The organism is Anaerobacillus sp. 1_MG-2023, from assembly GCF_030547345.1.
Lineage (GTDB): Bacteria > Bacillota > Bacilli > Bacillales > Guptibacillaceae > Guptibacillus > Guptibacillus hwajinpoensis_B.
Window position 1 is genome coordinate 287,409 of sequence record NZ_JAUORD010000003.1, and the last position, 17,045, is coordinate 304,453.

19 protein-coding genes and 8 tRNA genes are annotated in these 17,045 nt (G+C 40.4%); 25 read left to right on the top strand and 2 right to left on the bottom strand.

Annotation, left to right across the window (positions count from 1 at the left end; translation table 11 throughout):
* The first annotated feature begins 2 nt into the window (after nt 1-2).
* The 8 genes from glgA (at nt 3) to trhO (Q4550_RS07860) (ending at nt 7,778) form a co-directional block, all read left to right on the top strand.
* Complete coding sequence (glgA, locus tag Q4550_RS07825) at nt 3-1,433, top strand: glycogen synthase GlgA (RefSeq protein ID WP_303531488.1); 1,431 nt, start codon at nt 3-5, stop codon at nt 1,431-1,433.
* A gap of 177 nt (nt 1,434-1,610) precedes the next feature.
* Nucleotides 1,611-2,645: an EAL domain-containing protein gene (locus tag Q4550_RS07830; protein WP_303531491.1), complete on the top strand. Its 1,035-nt coding sequence runs from the start codon at nt 1,611-1,613 to the stop codon at nt 2,643-2,645.
* 92 nt (nt 2,646-2,737) lie between these two features.
* Nucleotides 2,738-3,841, top strand: coding sequence for a sporulation integral membrane protein YtvI (gene ytvI / locus Q4550_RS07835; protein ID WP_303531494.1), 1,104 nt, complete (start codon nt 2,738-2,740; stop codon nt 3,839-3,841).
* Between the two features lie 15 nt (nt 3,842-3,856).
* A complete protein-coding gene (locus Q4550_RS07840) occupies nt 3,857-4,450 on the top strand; it encodes a lytic transglycosylase domain-containing protein (RefSeq protein ID WP_303531496.1) in 594 nt (197 codons plus the stop codon).
* Nucleotides 4,451-4,512: 62 nt separating this feature from the next.
* The gene (locus Q4550_RS07845) at nt 4,513-5,640 is read left to right on the top strand and encodes a conserved virulence factor C family protein (protein ID WP_303531498.1); all 1,128 of its coding nucleotides are present in this window, start codon (nt 4,513-4,515) and stop codon (nt 5,638-5,640) included.
* A gap of 14 nt (nt 5,641-5,654) precedes the next feature.
* On the top strand, nt 5,655-6,083 hold the full coding sequence (locus tag Q4550_RS07850; RefSeq protein ID WP_194221561.1) for a BrxA/BrxB family bacilliredoxin: 429 nt from the start codon (nt 5,655-5,657) through the stop codon (nt 6,081-6,083).
* A 59-nt stretch (nt 6,084-6,142) separates the two neighbouring features.
* Entirely contained in the window at nt 6,143-6,583 is a 441-nt protein-coding gene (locus Q4550_RS07855) for an OsmC family protein (RefSeq protein ID WP_194221562.1), read from the top strand.
* 226 nt (nt 6,584-6,809) lie between these two features.
* Nucleotides 6,810-7,778 carry an oxygen-dependent tRNA uridine(34) hydroxylase TrhO gene (gene trhO, locus Q4550_RS07860; protein WP_303531500.1) on the top strand — a complete coding sequence of 323 codons (969 nt, stop codon included), beginning with the start codon at nt 6,810-6,812 and terminating at the stop codon, nt 7,776-7,778.
* Between the two features lie 35 nt (nt 7,779-7,813).
* Here trhO (Q4550_RS07860) and Q4550_RS07865 read toward each other — a convergent pair whose 3' ends face one another.
* Together Q4550_RS07865 and Q4550_RS07870 are read right to left on the bottom strand one after the other, a co-directional pair.
* Complete coding sequence (locus tag Q4550_RS07865) at nt 7,814-8,677, bottom strand: hypothetical protein (protein WP_303531502.1); 864 nt, start codon at nt 8,675-8,677, stop codon at nt 7,814-7,816.
* A 17-nt stretch (nt 8,678-8,694) separates the two neighbouring features.
* On the bottom strand, nt 8,695-9,765 hold the full coding sequence (locus Q4550_RS07870) for a toxic anion resistance protein (protein ID WP_303531505.1): 1,071 nt from the start codon (nt 9,763-9,765) through the stop codon (nt 8,695-8,697).
* Nucleotides 9,766-9,980: 215 nt separating this feature from the next.
* Between Q4550_RS07870 and Q4550_RS07875 the strand changes: the two genes are divergently transcribed.
* The 17 genes from Q4550_RS07875 (at nt 9,981) to Q4550_RS07955 (ending at nt 17,017) form a co-directional block, all read left to right on the top strand.
* The gene (locus Q4550_RS07875; protein WP_194221566.1) at nt 9,981-10,223 is read left to right on the top strand and encodes a glutaredoxin domain-containing protein; all 243 of its coding nucleotides are present in this window, start codon (nt 9,981-9,983) and stop codon (nt 10,221-10,223) included.
* A gap of 39 nt (nt 10,224-10,262) precedes the next feature.
* Complete coding sequence (locus Q4550_RS07880; protein WP_303531509.1) at nt 10,263-11,414, top strand: acyl-CoA dehydrogenase family protein; 1,152 nt, start codon at nt 10,263-10,265, stop codon at nt 11,412-11,414.
* Nucleotides 11,415-11,555: 141 nt separating this feature from the next.
* A complete protein-coding gene (locus Q4550_RS07885; RefSeq protein WP_242057385.1) occupies nt 11,556-12,170 on the top strand; it encodes a cell wall hydrolase in 615 nt (204 codons plus the stop codon).
* Between the two features lie 74 nt (nt 12,171-12,244).
* Nucleotides 12,245-12,640 (top strand): kinase-associated lipoprotein KapB, encoded by a 396-nt coding sequence (gene kapB, locus Q4550_RS07890; protein WP_303531512.1) that lies wholly within the window; start codon nt 12,245-12,247, stop codon nt 12,638-12,640.
* A gap of 99 nt (nt 12,641-12,739) precedes the next feature.
* Nucleotides 12,740-13,642 (top strand): oxygen-dependent tRNA uridine(34) hydroxylase TrhO, encoded by a 903-nt coding sequence (gene trhO / locus Q4550_RS07895; RefSeq protein WP_303531513.1) that lies wholly within the window; start codon nt 12,740-12,742, stop codon nt 13,640-13,642.
* Between the two features lie 58 nt (nt 13,643-13,700).
* Complete coding sequence (locus Q4550_RS07900) at nt 13,701-14,456, top strand: NRDE family protein (RefSeq protein ID WP_303531515.1); 756 nt, start codon at nt 13,701-13,703, stop codon at nt 14,454-14,456.
* Nucleotides 14,457-14,585: 129 nt separating this feature from the next.
* A complete protein-coding gene (locus Q4550_RS07905) occupies nt 14,586-14,741 on the top strand; it encodes a hypothetical protein (RefSeq protein ID WP_303531516.1) in 156 nt (51 codons plus the stop codon).
* Nucleotides 14,742-14,935: 194 nt separating this feature from the next.
* Nucleotides 14,936-15,011: transfer RNA gene (locus Q4550_RS07910), tRNA-Val, on the top strand.
* A 29-nt stretch (nt 15,012-15,040) separates the two neighbouring features.
* A tRNA-Thr gene (locus Q4550_RS07915) sits at nt 15,041-15,116 on the top strand.
* A 5-nt stretch (nt 15,117-15,121) separates the two neighbouring features.
* Nucleotides 15,122-15,206, top strand: a tRNA-Leu gene (locus tag Q4550_RS07920).
* Between the two features lie 8 nt (nt 15,207-15,214).
* Nucleotides 15,215-15,291: transfer RNA gene (locus Q4550_RS07925), tRNA-Arg, on the top strand.
* 4 nt (nt 15,292-15,295) lie between these two features.
* Nucleotides 15,296-15,371 (top strand) — tRNA-Ala (locus tag Q4550_RS07930).
* A gap of 19 nt (nt 15,372-15,390) precedes the next feature.
* Nucleotides 15,391-15,483, top strand: a tRNA-Ser gene (locus tag Q4550_RS07935).
* A gap of 5 nt (nt 15,484-15,488) precedes the next feature.
* Nucleotides 15,489-15,562, top strand: a tRNA-Gly gene (locus Q4550_RS07940).
* A 7-nt stretch (nt 15,563-15,569) separates the two neighbouring features.
* Nucleotides 15,570-15,644: transfer RNA gene (locus tag Q4550_RS07945), tRNA-Glu, on the top strand.
* A gap of 126 nt (nt 15,645-15,770) precedes the next feature.
* The gene (locus Q4550_RS07950; protein ID WP_194221573.1) at nt 15,771-16,097 is read left to right on the top strand and encodes a transporter; all 327 of its coding nucleotides are present in this window, start codon (nt 15,771-15,773) and stop codon (nt 16,095-16,097) included.
* Nucleotides 16,098-16,375: 278 nt separating this feature from the next.
* Nucleotides 16,376-17,017, top strand: a complete 642-nt coding sequence (locus tag Q4550_RS07955) for a YpjP family protein (protein WP_303531520.1) — start codon at nt 16,376-16,378, stop codon at nt 17,015-17,017.
* Nucleotides 17,018-17,045 lie beyond the last annotated feature (28 nt).

The window sequence follows — 17,045 nt, forward strand, 5'->3', positions numbered from 1 at the left end:
AAATGAATGTATTATTTGCCGCTTCTGAAGGTCATCCCTTTATCAAAACAGGGGGGTTGGGCGATGTTATAGGCGCCCTTCCAAAGGCCCTTCAAAAGCAGGGAGCGAATGTATCCGTAATTTTACCTAAATATCAAGATATGAATGAAACGTACAAAAGTCAGCTTGAACTGAAAGAAGCAATCACAGTTTCTGTAGGTTGGCGCGATAAGTATTGCGGAATTGAAATGCTTAAGCTTGATGGAATTACCTATTATTTCATTGACAATGAGTATTATTTTAAGCGTAGCGGTAGCTATGGTTATTTTGATGATGGAGAACGCTTTTCATTCTTCTGTAAGGCTGTATTAGAAGCCATTCCGTATTTAGAAGAGCAACCGGACATTCTTCATTGTCATGATTGGCAAACAGGGATGATTCCTGTTTTGAAAAAAGCTCATTACCGAAATCATCCTTATTATGAAGGGATGAAAGTGGTATATACCATCCATAACCTTCGTTACCAGGGAGTGTTTCCAAAAACAATCCTTCATGATTTGCTCGACTTAAGTGAACTCCACTTCAATAATGAAGGTGTGGAATTTCATGGGAACGTCAGCTTCATGAAAGGCGGACTGCTTTATGCCGATTATATTACAACGGTAAGTCCTGCCTATGCGGAAGAAATTAAGCAACCTTACTTTGGTGAATACTTGGATGGCGTTATGAGAAAAAGAGAAGATAAATTTGTTGGGATTATTAATGGAATTGATACAGACCTTTATGATCCTGCTAAAGATGCAGCACTTCGTTATTCCTATCACGCAACACACTTACTTAAAGATAAAAACAAAACAGATCTTCAGAAAAAGCTGGGTTTACAAGTAGGAGAAGGAATACCTGTCCTGGCTCTTATCACAAGACTCGTAGAACAAAAAGGAATCGATCTTTTCTTTAGAGTTCTTCCTCAAATTATGGAGGAAAAGGTTCAGGTTGTCGTTCTTGGAACAGGTGATGAGCACTACGAGCATATGCTACGAGAGGCTGAAGCTCGTTACCCAGGCAGGTTCAGCGCGAATATCTATTTCGATGACGGGTTTGCTAGACAGCTTTATGCTGCCTCTGATTTATTCCTAATGCCTTCTCAATTTGAGCCATGCGGAATCAGTCAGCTGATCGCTCTAAGATACGGTAGTCTACCGATCGTTCGAGAAACAGGCGGGTTAAAAGATACCGTACTACCTTATAACCAATTCACCGGTGAAGGACATGGATTTAGTTTTGCGAACTACAATGCTCACGAAATGCTAGATACAATTAATCTTGCTCTAGATCTTTATCATCATAATGAAATCACTTGGAGAAAATTAGTCGTACGAGCGATGCGTCTTAATTACTCATGGGAAGCTTCATCAGCGAAATACATGAATTTGTACAATAATCTATTAAAGTAATGCTCATATATTCCGATAAGAGAAGCAGGGGAATTATTCCTCTGCTTCATTTTTGATTCAGAAAGTGACCTGGCTTAATTGATGAGTCATTTGAACGAGGCAAAACGTGTAAATTCACGATGGTTATTACTAGCTATTACATAGACAGATTATGACTTAGATAGGAGAAAGAGCCTTATGTTTACATGCTCAAAATGCAACGTGATACCAGATATCCCTTCTTCTGGTTATTTAGAAATCGTTACAGCTGTGCCGCAGCTTCGACAAAGTTTAAATGAATTGATATTCCAAAGTGAATCTTTAAATTCTCTTACAGTCTCCTATGAAAATTCGGAATCCCTGCTTGAAATTTGTCATCGCATCAGTTCTCATTTTAATGATGCGGCAAAACAAATGTTTTTTTGTGGAACGGGAACAGTGGATGAAATAAAGAGGAGCTCAGTTCTTTCGTTTCCTCAATTTTATTCAAGGCTCAAACATCCAGATTTTATAGAGGTTATGAGGAATTCTCTCTTTACTAGCCATATGCAGCCCATTATCACACTTGATAATAATGATATTACAGGGTATGAATTCTTGATGCGGCCGACTAATGAGCGCTATCCTTTTTATCCAAATGAATTATTTGATATGGCTAGACAATCTGGTCTTCAAGCCTTTCTTGACAGCGCTGCACGAATTGCTTCTATTAAAATTAGTGCGTCGCATCTTTCAAAAGGCGTTAAACGCTTCATTAATTTTCTCCCTTCTTCGATTTATGATCCAGCTCATTGCTTACGAACAACTTTCCGAGCTGTTGAAGCGTACAATCTTGATCCAAGAGATTTAGTATTTGAAGTAGTAGAAACTGAGAAGATTGACGAAGTAGATCATTTAAAACAAATCTTTCGCACATATCAGCAAGAAGGAATGAAAATGGCGCTAGATGATGTAGGCACTGGATACGCTACGAAAGAAATGCTCCTTCAGTTGAAGCCCGACTATGCGAAGATTGACCGCAGTGTTATTTCTCATTGCGATCAAGATTCTGAAAAACAAGAGAAACTGAGCGAAATGATTTATCTATCAAAGGAAGAGGGGATTACGTTACTCGCGGAAGGAATTGAACGTAAAGAAGAAGCTGATTTTTGTAGGCAAATGGGAATACCGCTTGGACAAGGCTATTATTTTGGGCGTCCTGCTGAACGACCAATTAATTCAATACAAGTTTAATATTAAAAGAAGGGGTTTCCCTTCTTTTTCTTATGGAAATTTCTTCTCAAAACCGATATGCTTACGAAAGATTACTAAATTGAGGTGACAGGATGCTAACTTTTTATCGGCGTTATGCGCGAACAGCTTTTGATATTGGACTTATCGTTTTAACGGTTTTTTTAATTATGCTTGTCTCGAGTTTCTTATTTGAAATTGCGGCACCGATTATCGTAGGGTACATTATTTTTCTAGTTATCGAACCTTTCGCTCGGTTTCTAAATCGGAAGGGAATAGGCAAAACAGCTGCAACTACTATTTCCACGCTTGTTTTCGTATTAATCGTGGTGAGCGTAGTCTTTCTAGCAGGCGCGATTTTTGTTCTTCAATTGCAAAACTTAATCAGCCTTATTCCTGGATACGTTGCGAAATTCCAGGATCAAATTATGAACTATGTGCATTGGGGGCAGCTCCAGTTAAACGCCTTACCTCCAGATGTACTAGAGAAGGCGCAAGATTTTTCACTAACGCTCGTTGAGAAAGCATCCATTATGTTGACGACTTTATTAAATAGCGTGTTTGCTTTTGTGACGTCCATTCCAACGCTTGTGATTAATTTCATTATTGGAATTGTTCTCGCGTATTTCTTAAGTATTGAGATTGAAATGTGGAAGCGAATTGCGGCGAAGCGAACACCAAATACATTTAAGACGGCTTATTTTTTCCTGAAGGAAAACGTGTTAAGCGGAATCGGAGCGTATTTAAAAGCGCAGCTAAAGCTTATTACGATCACATTTGTACTCGTTCTATGCGGGTTATGGATATTAAGAGTGGATAATGCATTCACACTCGCGCTTTTATCTGCTTTTTTCGATCTTCTTCCGCTTCTTGGCGTTTCGGCGATCTTCATACCATGGGCAATCTATCTATTTGCGGTTGGGCAAACTTCTCTCGCAGTATCCTTATTGATTCTACTTGGGGTGGTTATGCTAGTGAGACAAATCATGGAGCCGAAAATTACGGGAGATTCACTAGGTGTATCAGCGTTTACAATTCTTTCATTTATGATTATTTCTCTTTCACTTTTTGGAATTGCGGGAGTCGTATTATCACCGATTTTGCTCATTCTCATTAAAGCGTTATATGATCACGGATATTTAAGTAAATGGATCCATCTTCCTAGTGAAGAATTCATAGATCCAGAGGAAAGACGGTAGGAAGGAAGAACGGAAGTGAAGCGATTAGGAAGCTTAATTATCATAACAATCTTTATTAGTGTGTTAATAGGTATATTTCTTCAGAAAACACCAGATTCTTTTTCCCAACCGCTGAAAAAATCTGAAGTTCCAGAGGAATATATCGACCTTTACAGAGAAGCTGCTGAAGAATATGACGTTCAATGGGAGCTTTTAGCAGCGGTACATCGCGTTGAAACAAAATTCTCGACGATGTCAACATTAGAAAGTCCTAAGGGTGCCATAGGACATTACCAGTTTATGCCATTAACCTGGATTGGGTGGAGCTATGGTGGTAGTCGTCTTGGAGAACTGGATAAGGATGATCTAGTTGATATTACAAATTTAGATCTTATTCAAAAGTATGGTGGGTATGGGAAAGACGGGAATGGTGACGGTAAGGCAGATCCATATAATCTGACGGATGCTGCTTTTACTGCCGCTAGCTACTTATCTGCTAATGGTGCAAGTGAGGGTAGACTGAAGAGTGCCTTATTCGCTTATAATCAGAGTGATGAGTATGTGGATGAGGTGCTTTCATTTTATAAAGAATACAGAGAAAATGTTTCTGTAGTGAAGTTAGATCCTTAATTCAATGTAATGGTACAGCGCTGTTACATATGATAAAATCACGATTAGAAGGGGGCGATTGCATGAAGATTGTTTCAATCGAACCGACACCAAGTCCAAATTCGATGAAAATTAACTTAAGTGAAGAGTTAGAAGCTGGAGACACAAGGCAGTATAAGCCTGATACTGACATATCTAATGCTCCAGTTTATATTCAAAAATTAATGGCCGTTCCCGGTGTGAAAGGTCTTTATCATGTGATGGATTTTATCGCGCTAGAACGGAATGCCAAATATTCATGGGAAGAGATCCTTCCAAAAGCTCGTGAGGCATTCGGAGAGATTAATGAAGAATCCGTCGCGACAAATCAGTCGTCGATAGAAGACTTTGGAGAAGTGAATGTGTTTATTCAAATGTTTCGCGGTATTCCAATGCAGGTGAAGCTTGTAGAAGGTGAGACTGAGCATCGTTTTGGTTTGCCTGAGCGATTTATGGAAGCTGCTATGAAAGCCTCTTCAGCTTCTGAAAACATGGTGATGGAACGTGAATGGAAAGAACAAAGTCCACGGTACGGATCACCTGAAGAAGTTGGACAAGAAGTTACCGAAGAAATAGCGGCGACGTATAGTGAAGAGCGTCTTTCGGCTCTTGTTACTGCAGCATTCTCAGATCAAAATGCTTCTTTACCAAAGCAAGAGAAAAAGATCGTTACAATAGAAATGCTAGATGACTCAGATTGGAAAGTAAGATACGCAGCACTTGATCGCATGGATCCAGAAATGACTGATTTGCCGGTGCTGGAGAAGGCGCTACACGATGAAAAAGCCTCTGTACGCCGCCTGGCGGTTGTTTACCTTGGTATGATTGAATCAAAGGAAGTTCTTCCGCTTCTTTATAAAGCTTTGCGTGATAAATCTGTTACGGTTAGGCGGACAGCCGGCGACTGCATGTCAGATTTAGGTCATGTTGAAGCCATTCCTGAAATGATAGAATCGTTGCAAGATCGAAATAAGCTTGTTCGTTGGAGGGCCGCTATGTTTCTATATGAAGTTGGCGATGAAACGGCGATTCCAGCACTTGAGCAAGCAATGGACGATCCAGAATTTGAAGTGAAGATGCAGGCTGGTATGGCTTTAGAACGGATAAAAGGTGGAGAAGAAGCTAAAGGCTCTGTCTGGCATCAAATGACTCAAGCAAGAAAATCGAATTAACGGAGGTATAGGATATGAATCCATACGAAGAATATATGCGCCAGATGGCACAGCCAATGCGAGATGAGTTAACATCAGCAGGTTTTGAAGAGTTAACGACTGAGGAAGAAGTATCCAGCTTTATTACAGAAAAAAAGGGAACATCACTTGTTTTCATTAATTCTGTTTGCGGATGTGCAGCTGGTCTTGCTCGACCAGCTGCTCGCGAAGCGATTGAACATGACAAAAAACCTGAGCATCTTGTGACGGTTTTTGCAGGACAAGATCGTGAAGCAACAGGTAAAATGCGTGAATATTTGGAAGGGTATGAGCCGTCATCTCCTTCTATCGCTCTCTTAAAAGACGGCCAGGTGCTTCATTTCATTCCAAGAGAAGAAATCGAAGACCATGAAGTGGAAGAAATCGTTGCGAATTTGACAGGAGCTTTTGAACAATATTGTTAATGACAAACTCCACTCACTCGAGTGGAGTTTTGTCTCTACTTAATGGGAGGGAATTGAGAATGGATCACATATTTGAACTACAAGGAAGCTGGAAGGGGGGACTTTCTGGCGAAGGTAAGATTCAGACTGAAAACCTAACGACAGAAGTATCGATCCCTACGTCGATGGGCGGCGGAGAGAAAGGAACAAATCCTGATGAGTTGCTGTTAAGTTCATCAGCCGCTTGTTATTTCATGACCATTGGCCTTTATTTGGAGCGTAATCACATTCCTTTCGAAGATGTTAAGATTTCCTCTAAGCTAAAAGTAAGTGGTAACGGAAAGCTGCACGTAGAGTCAATTCACCATTACCCAGTCATCTATCTTGCGGAAGAGCCGGATGAAGAAATGACAGAGCGTATTCATTCCATTGCTCATCGTGCAGAAGAGGGATGTATGATTACAAGAGCGATTAAAGGAAATGTTAATGTAGTTGTAGAACCAGCTATTAAAAAAGTGTGAGGTTTTTCACTGTCATAAACTTTTTACTGTAGTATGCTAACAATGTCGTCTGTTTTAGGCATGCTCATCTTAAGAGAAAACGGTCAATCTATTGAATGAGCTAACGGAACTTATGTGAAAATGGAAAGCACACTCTTTGCATTTCTTGAGAATTTTATTATAATAATATTTTGGAACGGAAGAGTGACTGGCCACAAGGTAACAGTGAAATAAAGGAGATAGAAGTATGAATAAAGACTATCGCGTATTATTGTTTTATAAATATGTCCAAATTGATCAACCGGAAGAATATGTAGAAGAGCACCTTGCCTTCTGTAAGGAGCACAACCTGAAGGGAAGAATTCTAATCGCGGAAGAGGGCATTAATGGCACTCTTTCTGGAACAGTAGAAGAAACGCAGCAATATATGGATATGATGCATGCGGATGAGCGCTTTGCTGATTTGTTCTTTAAAATTGATGAAGCGACTGAACATCCATTTAAAAAAATGCACGTTCGCTTTAGATCAGAGCTAGTGACACTTCGACTTGATGATGATCATAATCCGAATGAAGTTGGCGGAAAGCACTTGAAGCCAGCAGAGTGGCGCGAAGCGATGCAGCAGGATGATGTGATTATTCTTGATACCCGAAATGATTACGAGTATGATGTAGGTCATTTCCGTGGTGCTATTCGACCAGATATTAAGAATTTCCGAGATCTTCCTGAGTGGGTTCAAGAAAACCTTGCAGACCAAAAAGATAAGAAAATCCTAACCTACTGCACAGGCGGGATTCGCTGTGAAAAGTTCACTGGCTGGATGGTTAAACAAGGTTTTGAAGATGTTAACCAGCTGGATGGTGGAATTGTTACTTACGGTCAGGATGAAGAGACGCAAGGTGAACTATGGGATGGACAGTGCTATGTGTTTGATGGCCGAATAACTGTTCCGATTAATCAAAAAGACCACACTGTTGTCGGTAAAGATTACTTTACGGGTGAACCTTGTGAACGCTATGTTAATTGTGCAAGGCCTGAATGTAATAAGCAAATTATTACATCTGAGGAGAACGAGCATAAATATTTACGAGGCTGTTCACATGAGTGTCGCACATCGCCACGTAATCGTTACGTAGCAGAGCACGGATTAACTCAAGAAGAAGTCGATGAGCGTTTGCAAAAACTCATGCAGGAGCATATCGGGCAAGAAGTATAATTGAAAAAGCTAGCTGTCCATTTGACAGCTAGCTTTTATTTGTCATATCTTATTTTGTTTACTTTAAGAAGGTGATCTACTTTTGAAAGACGGTGCTTTTCAATTTTTTCCATGTATTCATGAAGCGCTAACTCCATCTGACAAAGAGCTTGAAACAAATCGCGATGGCGTAATTCTTTGTTTTCTTGTGAAAGTGCGATATATCCTGTAAGTAAATCTGGCAGTTCAGTTGAAAGCATTCTCTTCACAACATGACGTTCTTCAAGGTCAAGCGGTTCAAGTTCGGGTGAGATTTGCTTGAATAATTGAATGAGTCTAACTGTTCTAGAATGGATTACCCCGTTGATTAACGAATGTGTCGAAATTCGTTCAAGCTGATTAATCTGTTCCTTCAAGATGGGATCAATTGCTTCTGTTTTTGATTGGGAAGCAATTGATCCTAGTAACGCTAAATCTAAAAGCTTCATTCGTTGAAAAATTCCTATGAAAAATGGCGATCGTTTTATACTGCGTTTGATGATTCGACCTCGATCATTTATGAGAATCGTACCTTGTTTGCATTTACCTGCGTCTTTTTTCTCAATGATTTGTCGTTCCCATTGGATAAAAAACTTCTTAGGTGTTGACGATCTGTTTTTTTGACTATCATACCCGGAGAAAAGGATGAGATTTCGTCTGATTTTTAAATAAATCGTAAAACCTCTCTCAGTACGCTTCCATTTTTGTGGCTTATTCTCCGAAGGATCGAGTTTATCTATAAATTCATCTAACAATTGTTCAGCATATGAAAGGAAGCTTGTGGTGCTAGCATCCTGAAGAAGTGATGCTTCCACCGTTTTAAATTGCGGTGGTAAAAGCTTTTCAAGCCACTGGGGTTCAGAAGAATGGAAAAGCCCCATGCCATTACCTCCTATCGTCAAAGTCGATCGGCTGCCTCAGAGAGCTGTTTTTGCCTCTCTGTTGAGCTATCTAATTTGGATTTCATTTCTTTATTTAATTGATCCATTTCGGTTATAAACTTCTTCCCACTATCGATAATACGTACGTTTGATTTTTCTGTTAAATCAATCGCTTCAAACACATCTTGATAAGCTTTGCGGAAGGATTCAATCGCAATTGCTGGCTTTTCAAGTGTTTTAACCGTTTCTTCTGTATTTTGTTTCAGCATCTCAGCATTTTTCAGAAGCATCGATTCGGTTGCCTGATTCACATTTTGTACAGCTGAAATCACTTTTTGTTGGTTTCCGAGAGCTAGCTGGATGGATGCTGTTACGGTAATGATGTTTTTGGTCATAGTCACTGCATTAAAAATAGCTTCTTCTAGCTTTTCGTTGTTTTCCATGATCAAATCAACCGATGCCATGGATTGTCTTAAGACCATGACAGCCTGTGACATATTTTTCACTCGGCTAACGACTTTTTGTTGAGCTTTTTGTAGGGGAAGAGGGTTCTCTTTCCATTCATCTTTAGCGGCTTCCTCGTCAAGCATCGTCATAAGCGTCTGACCTAGCTCCATCTGATCTTCCAGTCCGACAATGCGGTCTTTTGCTACATCCTTTAGTTCTTTTAACATGACATTATCTTCTTGTAGCTTATCTTTACCAGTTAAAAGTGATTCAACAATAACTTCTACTTGGGATTCGACCGTTTTGTATTTCTTCGCATATTGCTCGACTTCGTTTCGCCCCATTACTCGATTTAGAAGTTTATTGAATTTACTCTTTTGCAAATAAGAGGGCTCTAAGTCTGAGACATGCTCTCTGAGTTTGTGTAAGTTATCAGGTAAGTCGTTATTCGGTTGGTCAATCATTCCCTTTACAGGACGCTTCAATGCTTCAAGGGATTCCCCAGCGTTGCGCTGGGCATCTTCACCAAGTCCTGATAATGTCTGGAGAATCTTATCTGTATCGTCTTCATGATAAAAGCTTTGAATGATCTCTTCAGCCTTTTCACGTTGTGAGTTAATTTTCTCAGGTTGATTACTCATATATGTCACTCCTTCAATTGAATGAATTCGTTAAATTATTCTTCTATCATTCTATACGAATAGATTTCGTGAAAAGTTTCAAAACACCTTCAGCAAAACAATTCCCTTTGAGTGAATCGAGCAAACTCACCTAAATGAAATAGTTGAAAGATGCAAAGTAGGGTGGTATGTTTTAAACGGAATTACTTGTAAATTAGTGATAGGAAGTGAACAAAATGAAAAAAGTCAAATTATATACACAACCGGCATGTCCACCATGTGAATTTGTGAAAAATTATTTTCAAATGCATGAAGTAAAATATGAGCTACTAAACATAAAAGAAAACGTTGCTGCGCGCAATGAATTGATTCATGATCATGGTTCTATGTCTACCCCAACGATTGTCATCGACGGCGAAGTCATTATTGGATTTGAACAGGAGCGTATTGATGAACTTCTGAATATTTCATCATCTTGATGATAGATTAATGACTTTGATGAAAGAGGGTGTCTTAGAATGATTGATAAATTTGTTCGAAATGAGCGTGATTATAAGCTGCTCGAATTAGCTAATAAACATCGAGCAGAACTTAAAGAGAGCGCCAAACATATTGATCAGGAAGCGTATATTCCTGATTCCATTATAGCAAGTATGAAAGAATCAGGCTTTACTTCACTTACAATCCCAGAAGAATTTGGAGGTGGTGGTCTTTCTCTCTATGAGCTTGTTCTTGTTCAGGAAGAGCTTGGTAAAGGAGAAGGGTCTGGTGCGCTATCACTCGGCTGGCATCTGGGAGTACTAAAAGATTTAAGCGATCGAAGGCCGTGGAATGCTTCAACCTATGAAAGGCTTTGTCGTCATGTTGTGGATGGTACGCTCATAAATCGAGCTCAAACAGAAGAGGAGACAGGTGATCCAACTCGAGGTGGTATGCCTGCAACGATCGCGACTGCGGTCGAGGGAGGATATAAAATAACTGGTCGAAAAACATTTACAACATTAAGTCCTCACCTTAATCAAGTGATTGTCAAAGCAACGTGCGAAGGCGTCCCTACAGATTTCTTAGTGTCTATGAGTGAAGAAGGTGTAGAACTTGAAGGGACTTGGGATGTGCTAGGCATGAGAGGTACCCGTAGTGATGACCTTGTATTGACTGACGTATTTGTTCCTTCTAATGCGCTCCTTGAAACTTATGATAAAAATCGAAAAACAGCTTCATTACCTCCGGCCTGGTTGCTCCATATTCCCGCTGTATACATGGGGATAGCAGAGGCAGCACGGGAAGAGGCAGTTCAATTTGTGTCTTCTTACCAACCGAACACACTTGATGTGCCACTGAAAGATGTACCGCACATTCAAGATAAATTTGGAAGAATTGGACTTTCATTAATGGCAGCACGTCATTTTCTATATTCGGTTGCAGAGCAGTGGGATCGTTACCCAGAAGATCGGATGAACATGCAGGGACAGCTTTTCGCTGCCAAAACGCAAGCAATGAATGCTGCACTGGAAGTTGTTGATCTTTCAATGCGTATTGTAGGAGCACGAAGCTTAATGAAGAAGAATCATCTGGAACGACTTTATCGAGACGTGAGAGCGGGGCTTCACAATCCTCCGAGTGATGAATTATCGCTACAAGTTCTTGCAATGAAGCAATTTCAAGACTAATTATCTTACTCCTTCCCTTTTGGAAGGAGTTTCTTTTTGTTCTCATATGTGGAAGACATCCCTGTGACTCCCTATTGAAAGGGATCTGTCCTTCCTCTATCCTTTATGGCGTGGCAAAAAGCTACTGAAAGGATGAGATATATGAACAAAACGATCATTGCTATGATGATGATGAGCCTCTTTTTTGCTCTGTTTTCTGCACAAACTCATCAGGTAGCGGCCGTATCATTGATGAAAGTAAAGCCTAAGATTGAGAATGAGATCAATGAAGAAGTTGTGTTAAATGAAACTTTATCTGAACCTGAAACCAAACAGGAGGTGGCCTTACTGCTTAACCTTCCTGTAAAAAATATGAATGATGTTAAGAAAGTAACAAAGGATCAATTTACTGTATCGAACTATTCTGTAGAAGAAATTGAAATGTTGGCCAAGCTGGTTAATGGAGAAGCAAGAGGTGAATCGTTTGAAGGGAAAGTAGCAGTAGCTGCTGTAACAGTCAATCGAACACTTTCTGCAAGATTTCCAAATAGCATTAAAGAAGTGATTTTTGAAAGTGGTGCTTATACTGCAGTATCTGACGGTCAATATGATCAAAAGCCAGGAGCAGAATCATATAAGGCTGTCTATGCGGCCCTTAGTGGTAGAGACCCAAGCTCAGGAGCTTTGTTTTATTACAATCCTGATATTGCAACAGACGATTGGATTCGTACAAGACATATAATCAAAGAGATTGGAAAACATGTCTTCACAAGATAAAATCCTCCTGATAAAGGAGGATTTTATGATATCATCGACGTGTACACACAGTTAGATGAAGGAGTGAAGCGACTATGTCAGAGAAAAAAACGTTTCAGCCAGGAGAAATAGTAACGGCAGGTTATAAAACGGGGAGATATATTGGAGAAGTCGTTGATATGAAGTCCCCCAAAGCTGTGATTAAGGTTCTTGCAGTCATCAAGCATCCAACTCAGGGAGACCTTCACAATCCCAAACAGCTCGATGTTCCTCTTTTTCACCAGCGAAAAGCGTTAGCCCAATTCGAGAAAGCGCTCGTTCCAATGTCAGCCATTAACCATTACGAAGGAAATGTTCCTAATTATAACGATTCACTGAAGGAAGCACTTGAAACACAATCCGCAGAGCTCAAGCACGAAGGCGGAAGATGGGCCGAAGCATCTCTTATCGAAATCGAAAAGCTTAAAGACGACTACTTCCCATCAAGGTAATCTTCTTTACATCAGACTTCGAATCCGGTAAGATATAGTATTGATTTAGGCTCTTGGTTTAGAGCTTGATTGAAGAAGACGTAAAGGGTGGTTTTTGATTTGCAATCAGAAGCTTCAGCATATCAAGTGCTGTTATATTATCAATATGTAGAAATAGAAGATCCGGATTATTTTGCTCGAAAGCATCTTAAGTATTGTCAATCACTCAATTTAAAAGGTCGAGTCCTTGTAGGCAAAGAGGGTATTAATGGCACGGTTTCAGGAACCGTTGAGGATACTGAGCGCTACATGGACGTACTAAAAGCAGATGAACGCTTTCGTGATATGGTTTTCAAAATTGATGAAACAGAAGGTCATGCTTTTAAAAAGATGCACGTACGTCCGCGCGAAGAAATCGTTTCACTAAAGCTTGAGGAAGATGTAAACCCGAAAGAAATAACCGGGAATTATCTTGAGCCAAAGGAATTTATGGAAGCATTAGAAGATGATGATGTAATTGTTATCGATGCACGAAATGACTATGAGTACGATATTGGTCATTTTCGCAATGCAATTCGTCCTGATATAAAGGCTTTTCGAGATCTTCCGGACTGGATTGAACAAAATCTTTCGGACCAAAAAGATAAGAAAGTATTAACTTATTGTACAGGTGGAATTCGCTGTGAGAAATTTTCTGGTTACTTAATGAAAAAAGGTTTTTCCGACGTTTCACAGCTTCATGGAGGAATTGTAACGTATGGTAAAGACCCGGAGGTACAAGGGAAATATTTTGATGGCAAGTGCTTTGTATTTGATGATCGTCTTGCTGTTAATGTAAACCGTACCGATGAAGATACAGTTGTAGGGAAATGCTACCATTGTGAGGATCCAGCAGATACTTATATCAATTGTGCTAATGTACAGTGTGACAAGCTTCATATCGTCTGTGATTCTTGCAAAGAGGAGTATAACCATTATTGTTCTTCTGCATGTGAAGAAGAAGTTCGTATGATCCAATCGTAACGCAGCGGCTAACGCTGCGTTTTTTCTTACATTGAAACAAGAGAGGAGGCGCGTTAAGATGTGCTTAATTGCTGTAGCTCAAAATGTTCATCCTACATACCCATTTATACTCGTAGCCAACCGAGATGAATTCTACGAGCGTCCAACAAAACCTGCGAACTATTGGAGAGATGTACCAGAACTACTTGCGGGGCGTGATTTAAAGGCTATGGGAACATGGCTAGGGGTTACAACAAACGGAAGAATTGCAGCCCTTACGAACTATCGAGAAGCGAATGAGCAGCCTAAAAGTCTATCAAGGGGTGATCTAACGGCCGATTACTTACGTGATCATCAATCCCCATTATCATACTTAGAAATGGTTCGACAAAAGAAAGATCAGTACAATGGATTTAATTTAATCATAGGAGATTTTAAGAGCCTTTATTATTATTCAAATCGGCAGGATCAAATTTCAAAACTAGAGAACGGTGTTCACGCTGTTAGTAATCACTTACTGAATACGAGCTGGCCAAAGGTTGAGCAGCTTAAAGAAGAATTGAAACACTATTTAAGTGCAGAAAAGAACCTCGATCAGAATCGTCTTTTTGAAATGCTTTCTCACGCTGAGCCTGCACCTGATTATCTATTACCACAGACAGGCGTGCCGATCGAATGGGAAAGGATGCTTTCACCTGTTTTTATTAAGTCGGATCATTACGGAACGAGGGCGCAAACTGTTATTATGGTTTCACAAAATGGAGAAGTTACTTTTGTTGAGAGGTCAGGAGAAGATCACGAAAATTACTACCAATTTAATCTTGAAGAAGCATAATTGCGCTCCAAGTGAATAAATTATGTGTTACCTGTAACTTTTGCCAATAGATCGATGGTGAAAAAAGATTCGGGTTTAACAACAGAAAAATAGGGTAATGAGAGTTATTACTTATGAGGAGGGGTTTTTTTGAAAAGAAAGCGTCACTATGTTGAAGATCAGCTTTTGCGGGAATCAAGCGACATGAAAGAGTACCGAAAATATGATTCTGAAATGGTGACTAAAAAAAGACCAATACTCCGCCAAAATAAAAAGAAAAAACCACTTATTCAAACGCCAGTATAAGCAGGGGAGAGCGCTCCCTGCTTTTTCTATGTGAAAAATGGAGTGCTTAACTATGGGGATTATTTTTTTGTGAAAAAGGGTTGTGTTTTTTTCGAGTCGGTGATAAGATAAGTCTTGTCCTTGAAAAAACACATTAAAAAAAGTGTTGACGAGACAAAAGATGATATTGTATAATAATGAAGTCGCTGTTTAACGGAGGATTAGCTCAGCTGGGAGAGCATCTGCCTTACAAGCAGAGGGTCGGCGGTTCGAGCCCGTCATCCTCCACCATTTATTTTTGATGAGTTTCATTAAATTATGCCGGCCTAGCTCAATTGGTAGAGCAACTGACTTGTAATCAGTAGGTTGGGGGTTCAAGTCCTCTGGCCGGCACCACACATGCGGGTGTGGCGGAATTGGCAGACGCGCTAGACTTAGGATCTAGTGTCTTACGACGTGGGGGTTCAAGTCCCTTCACCCGCACCATAGAATATGCGCCCGTAGCTCAATTGGATAGAGCGTCTGACTACGGATCAGAAGGTTAGGGATTCGACTTCTCTCGGGCGCACCATCTTGGGGCCTTAGCTCAGCTGGGAGAGCGCCTGCCTTGCACGCAGGAGGTCAGCGGTTCGATCCCGCTAGGCTCCACCATATATATATTCATGTTTTTGGAGGAATACCCAAGTCTGGCTGAAGGGATCGGTCTTGAAAACCGACAGGGGCTTAGTCGCCCGCGGGGGTTCGAATCCCTCTTCCTCCTCCATCTTTGCGGGTGTAGTTTAGTGGTAAAACCTCAGCCTTCCAAGCTGATGTCGTGGGTTCGATCCCCATCACCCGCTCCATTTTGTTGGCCCGTTGGTCAAGCGGTTAAGACACCGCCCTTTCACGGCGGTATCACGGGTTCGATTCCCGTACGGGTCACCAACTAAATTTTCATAAATTTTATTGGCTCAAGCATACTCAAAGAGGTGCTTTTTTTGTTGTTTTCAATTCGGTACGTCTTATCAGAATACAGCATACAGTGACTGTATAAGAGAGGGGATGGACCGAATGTATTATGAAGAACATGAGCATATTGCTTATCATTATGACAACACAGATGCCTATCGTCAGCAACCGGTAGCTCCAACTTCGAGCCCACCAGCATCACCGCCTCCTAGACCGCAGTCAGCACAAGCTGGAACATTTGCTGTAGATCCAGGATCAATTAGAAGGTGTATGTATCGGTTTACTTATATTTGGATGAGGGGCGGCAATTCATTTTGGTTTTGGCCAGTATATGTAGGGCGTACTTCTGTTTCGGGGTTTCGCTGGACCGGTAGAAGGTGGGTATATACAGGCATAAGTCTCAGAAGAATTGATATGTTTACTTGTTAATAGATAGGGCGCTTACATGAAGCGCTCTTTTTTAAAGGCTCTTTTCGTAGACGTTGTTGCTATAGTAGGTGAATTTTCGCTTCAATCAAGGAAGTTTAGAGTTTAATTCAACAATTGTTTCGAAAGCAACAATTTTTATAAAAGGGCCTTTTAAATGAAAAGCTTCTTTAACTTAGCCAAATGAAAATTAATGAAAAATCGTCTAAACATCTGGCTTTTTTGAGAAGATCATGCGAGAATAATACTAACTATTGATCTTCGAAAGTCAGGTGCACATAATGAAATTCCCTCTTTGGATGAGAAAGTTATTTGTAGCATTTGTTGCTGTTGTTACGCTTGGAACTGTGATTCCTACTGGATATCTAGCAGATGACAAAACAGAGGCATCAGAGAATTATCAAGAAGAAAACCATCTTCTTATTGAGTCGAGGGACGAGCCTGATAAGGCGATAGAGCCTGTTGTTGATCAGTATGATTGGCCCATCATAGCTCAGGACGCTTCTTCTTCTGAACTACTGACGCATTTTGTAAGCTATGCAAGCAATCAATCTGAGCAACTCGGGCTAACAAAATTCGGTGAAACGATCTCAACTCGAGTCGGTAACGAGTATCGAGATGCAATTGTACCTAAAATGACAGAAGCGATCGCTACCTCAGTGGAAAATCTGGATGAGGATACGTTAAGGTCACTTCGTTTGACGGACAACCCTTCTGGTGGATACGGAGAACGCATTCTTCATGTGTATAATGAACAGAGCGGGGAAGACTTATTGCGTTTCCATGTGAGAAGAGATCACCCCCCACAAGATGGCTATTGGTTTAATTTTCATTACCATGCAGCGAATGATGATTTTGAAGAACATTATGAAGTAGGTAAGATTTATTGGGATAAAAACACTCCGCCTAAGTGGCTCTCGTAAGAGAGGTGCGCGGGGTGTTTTTGGTTGG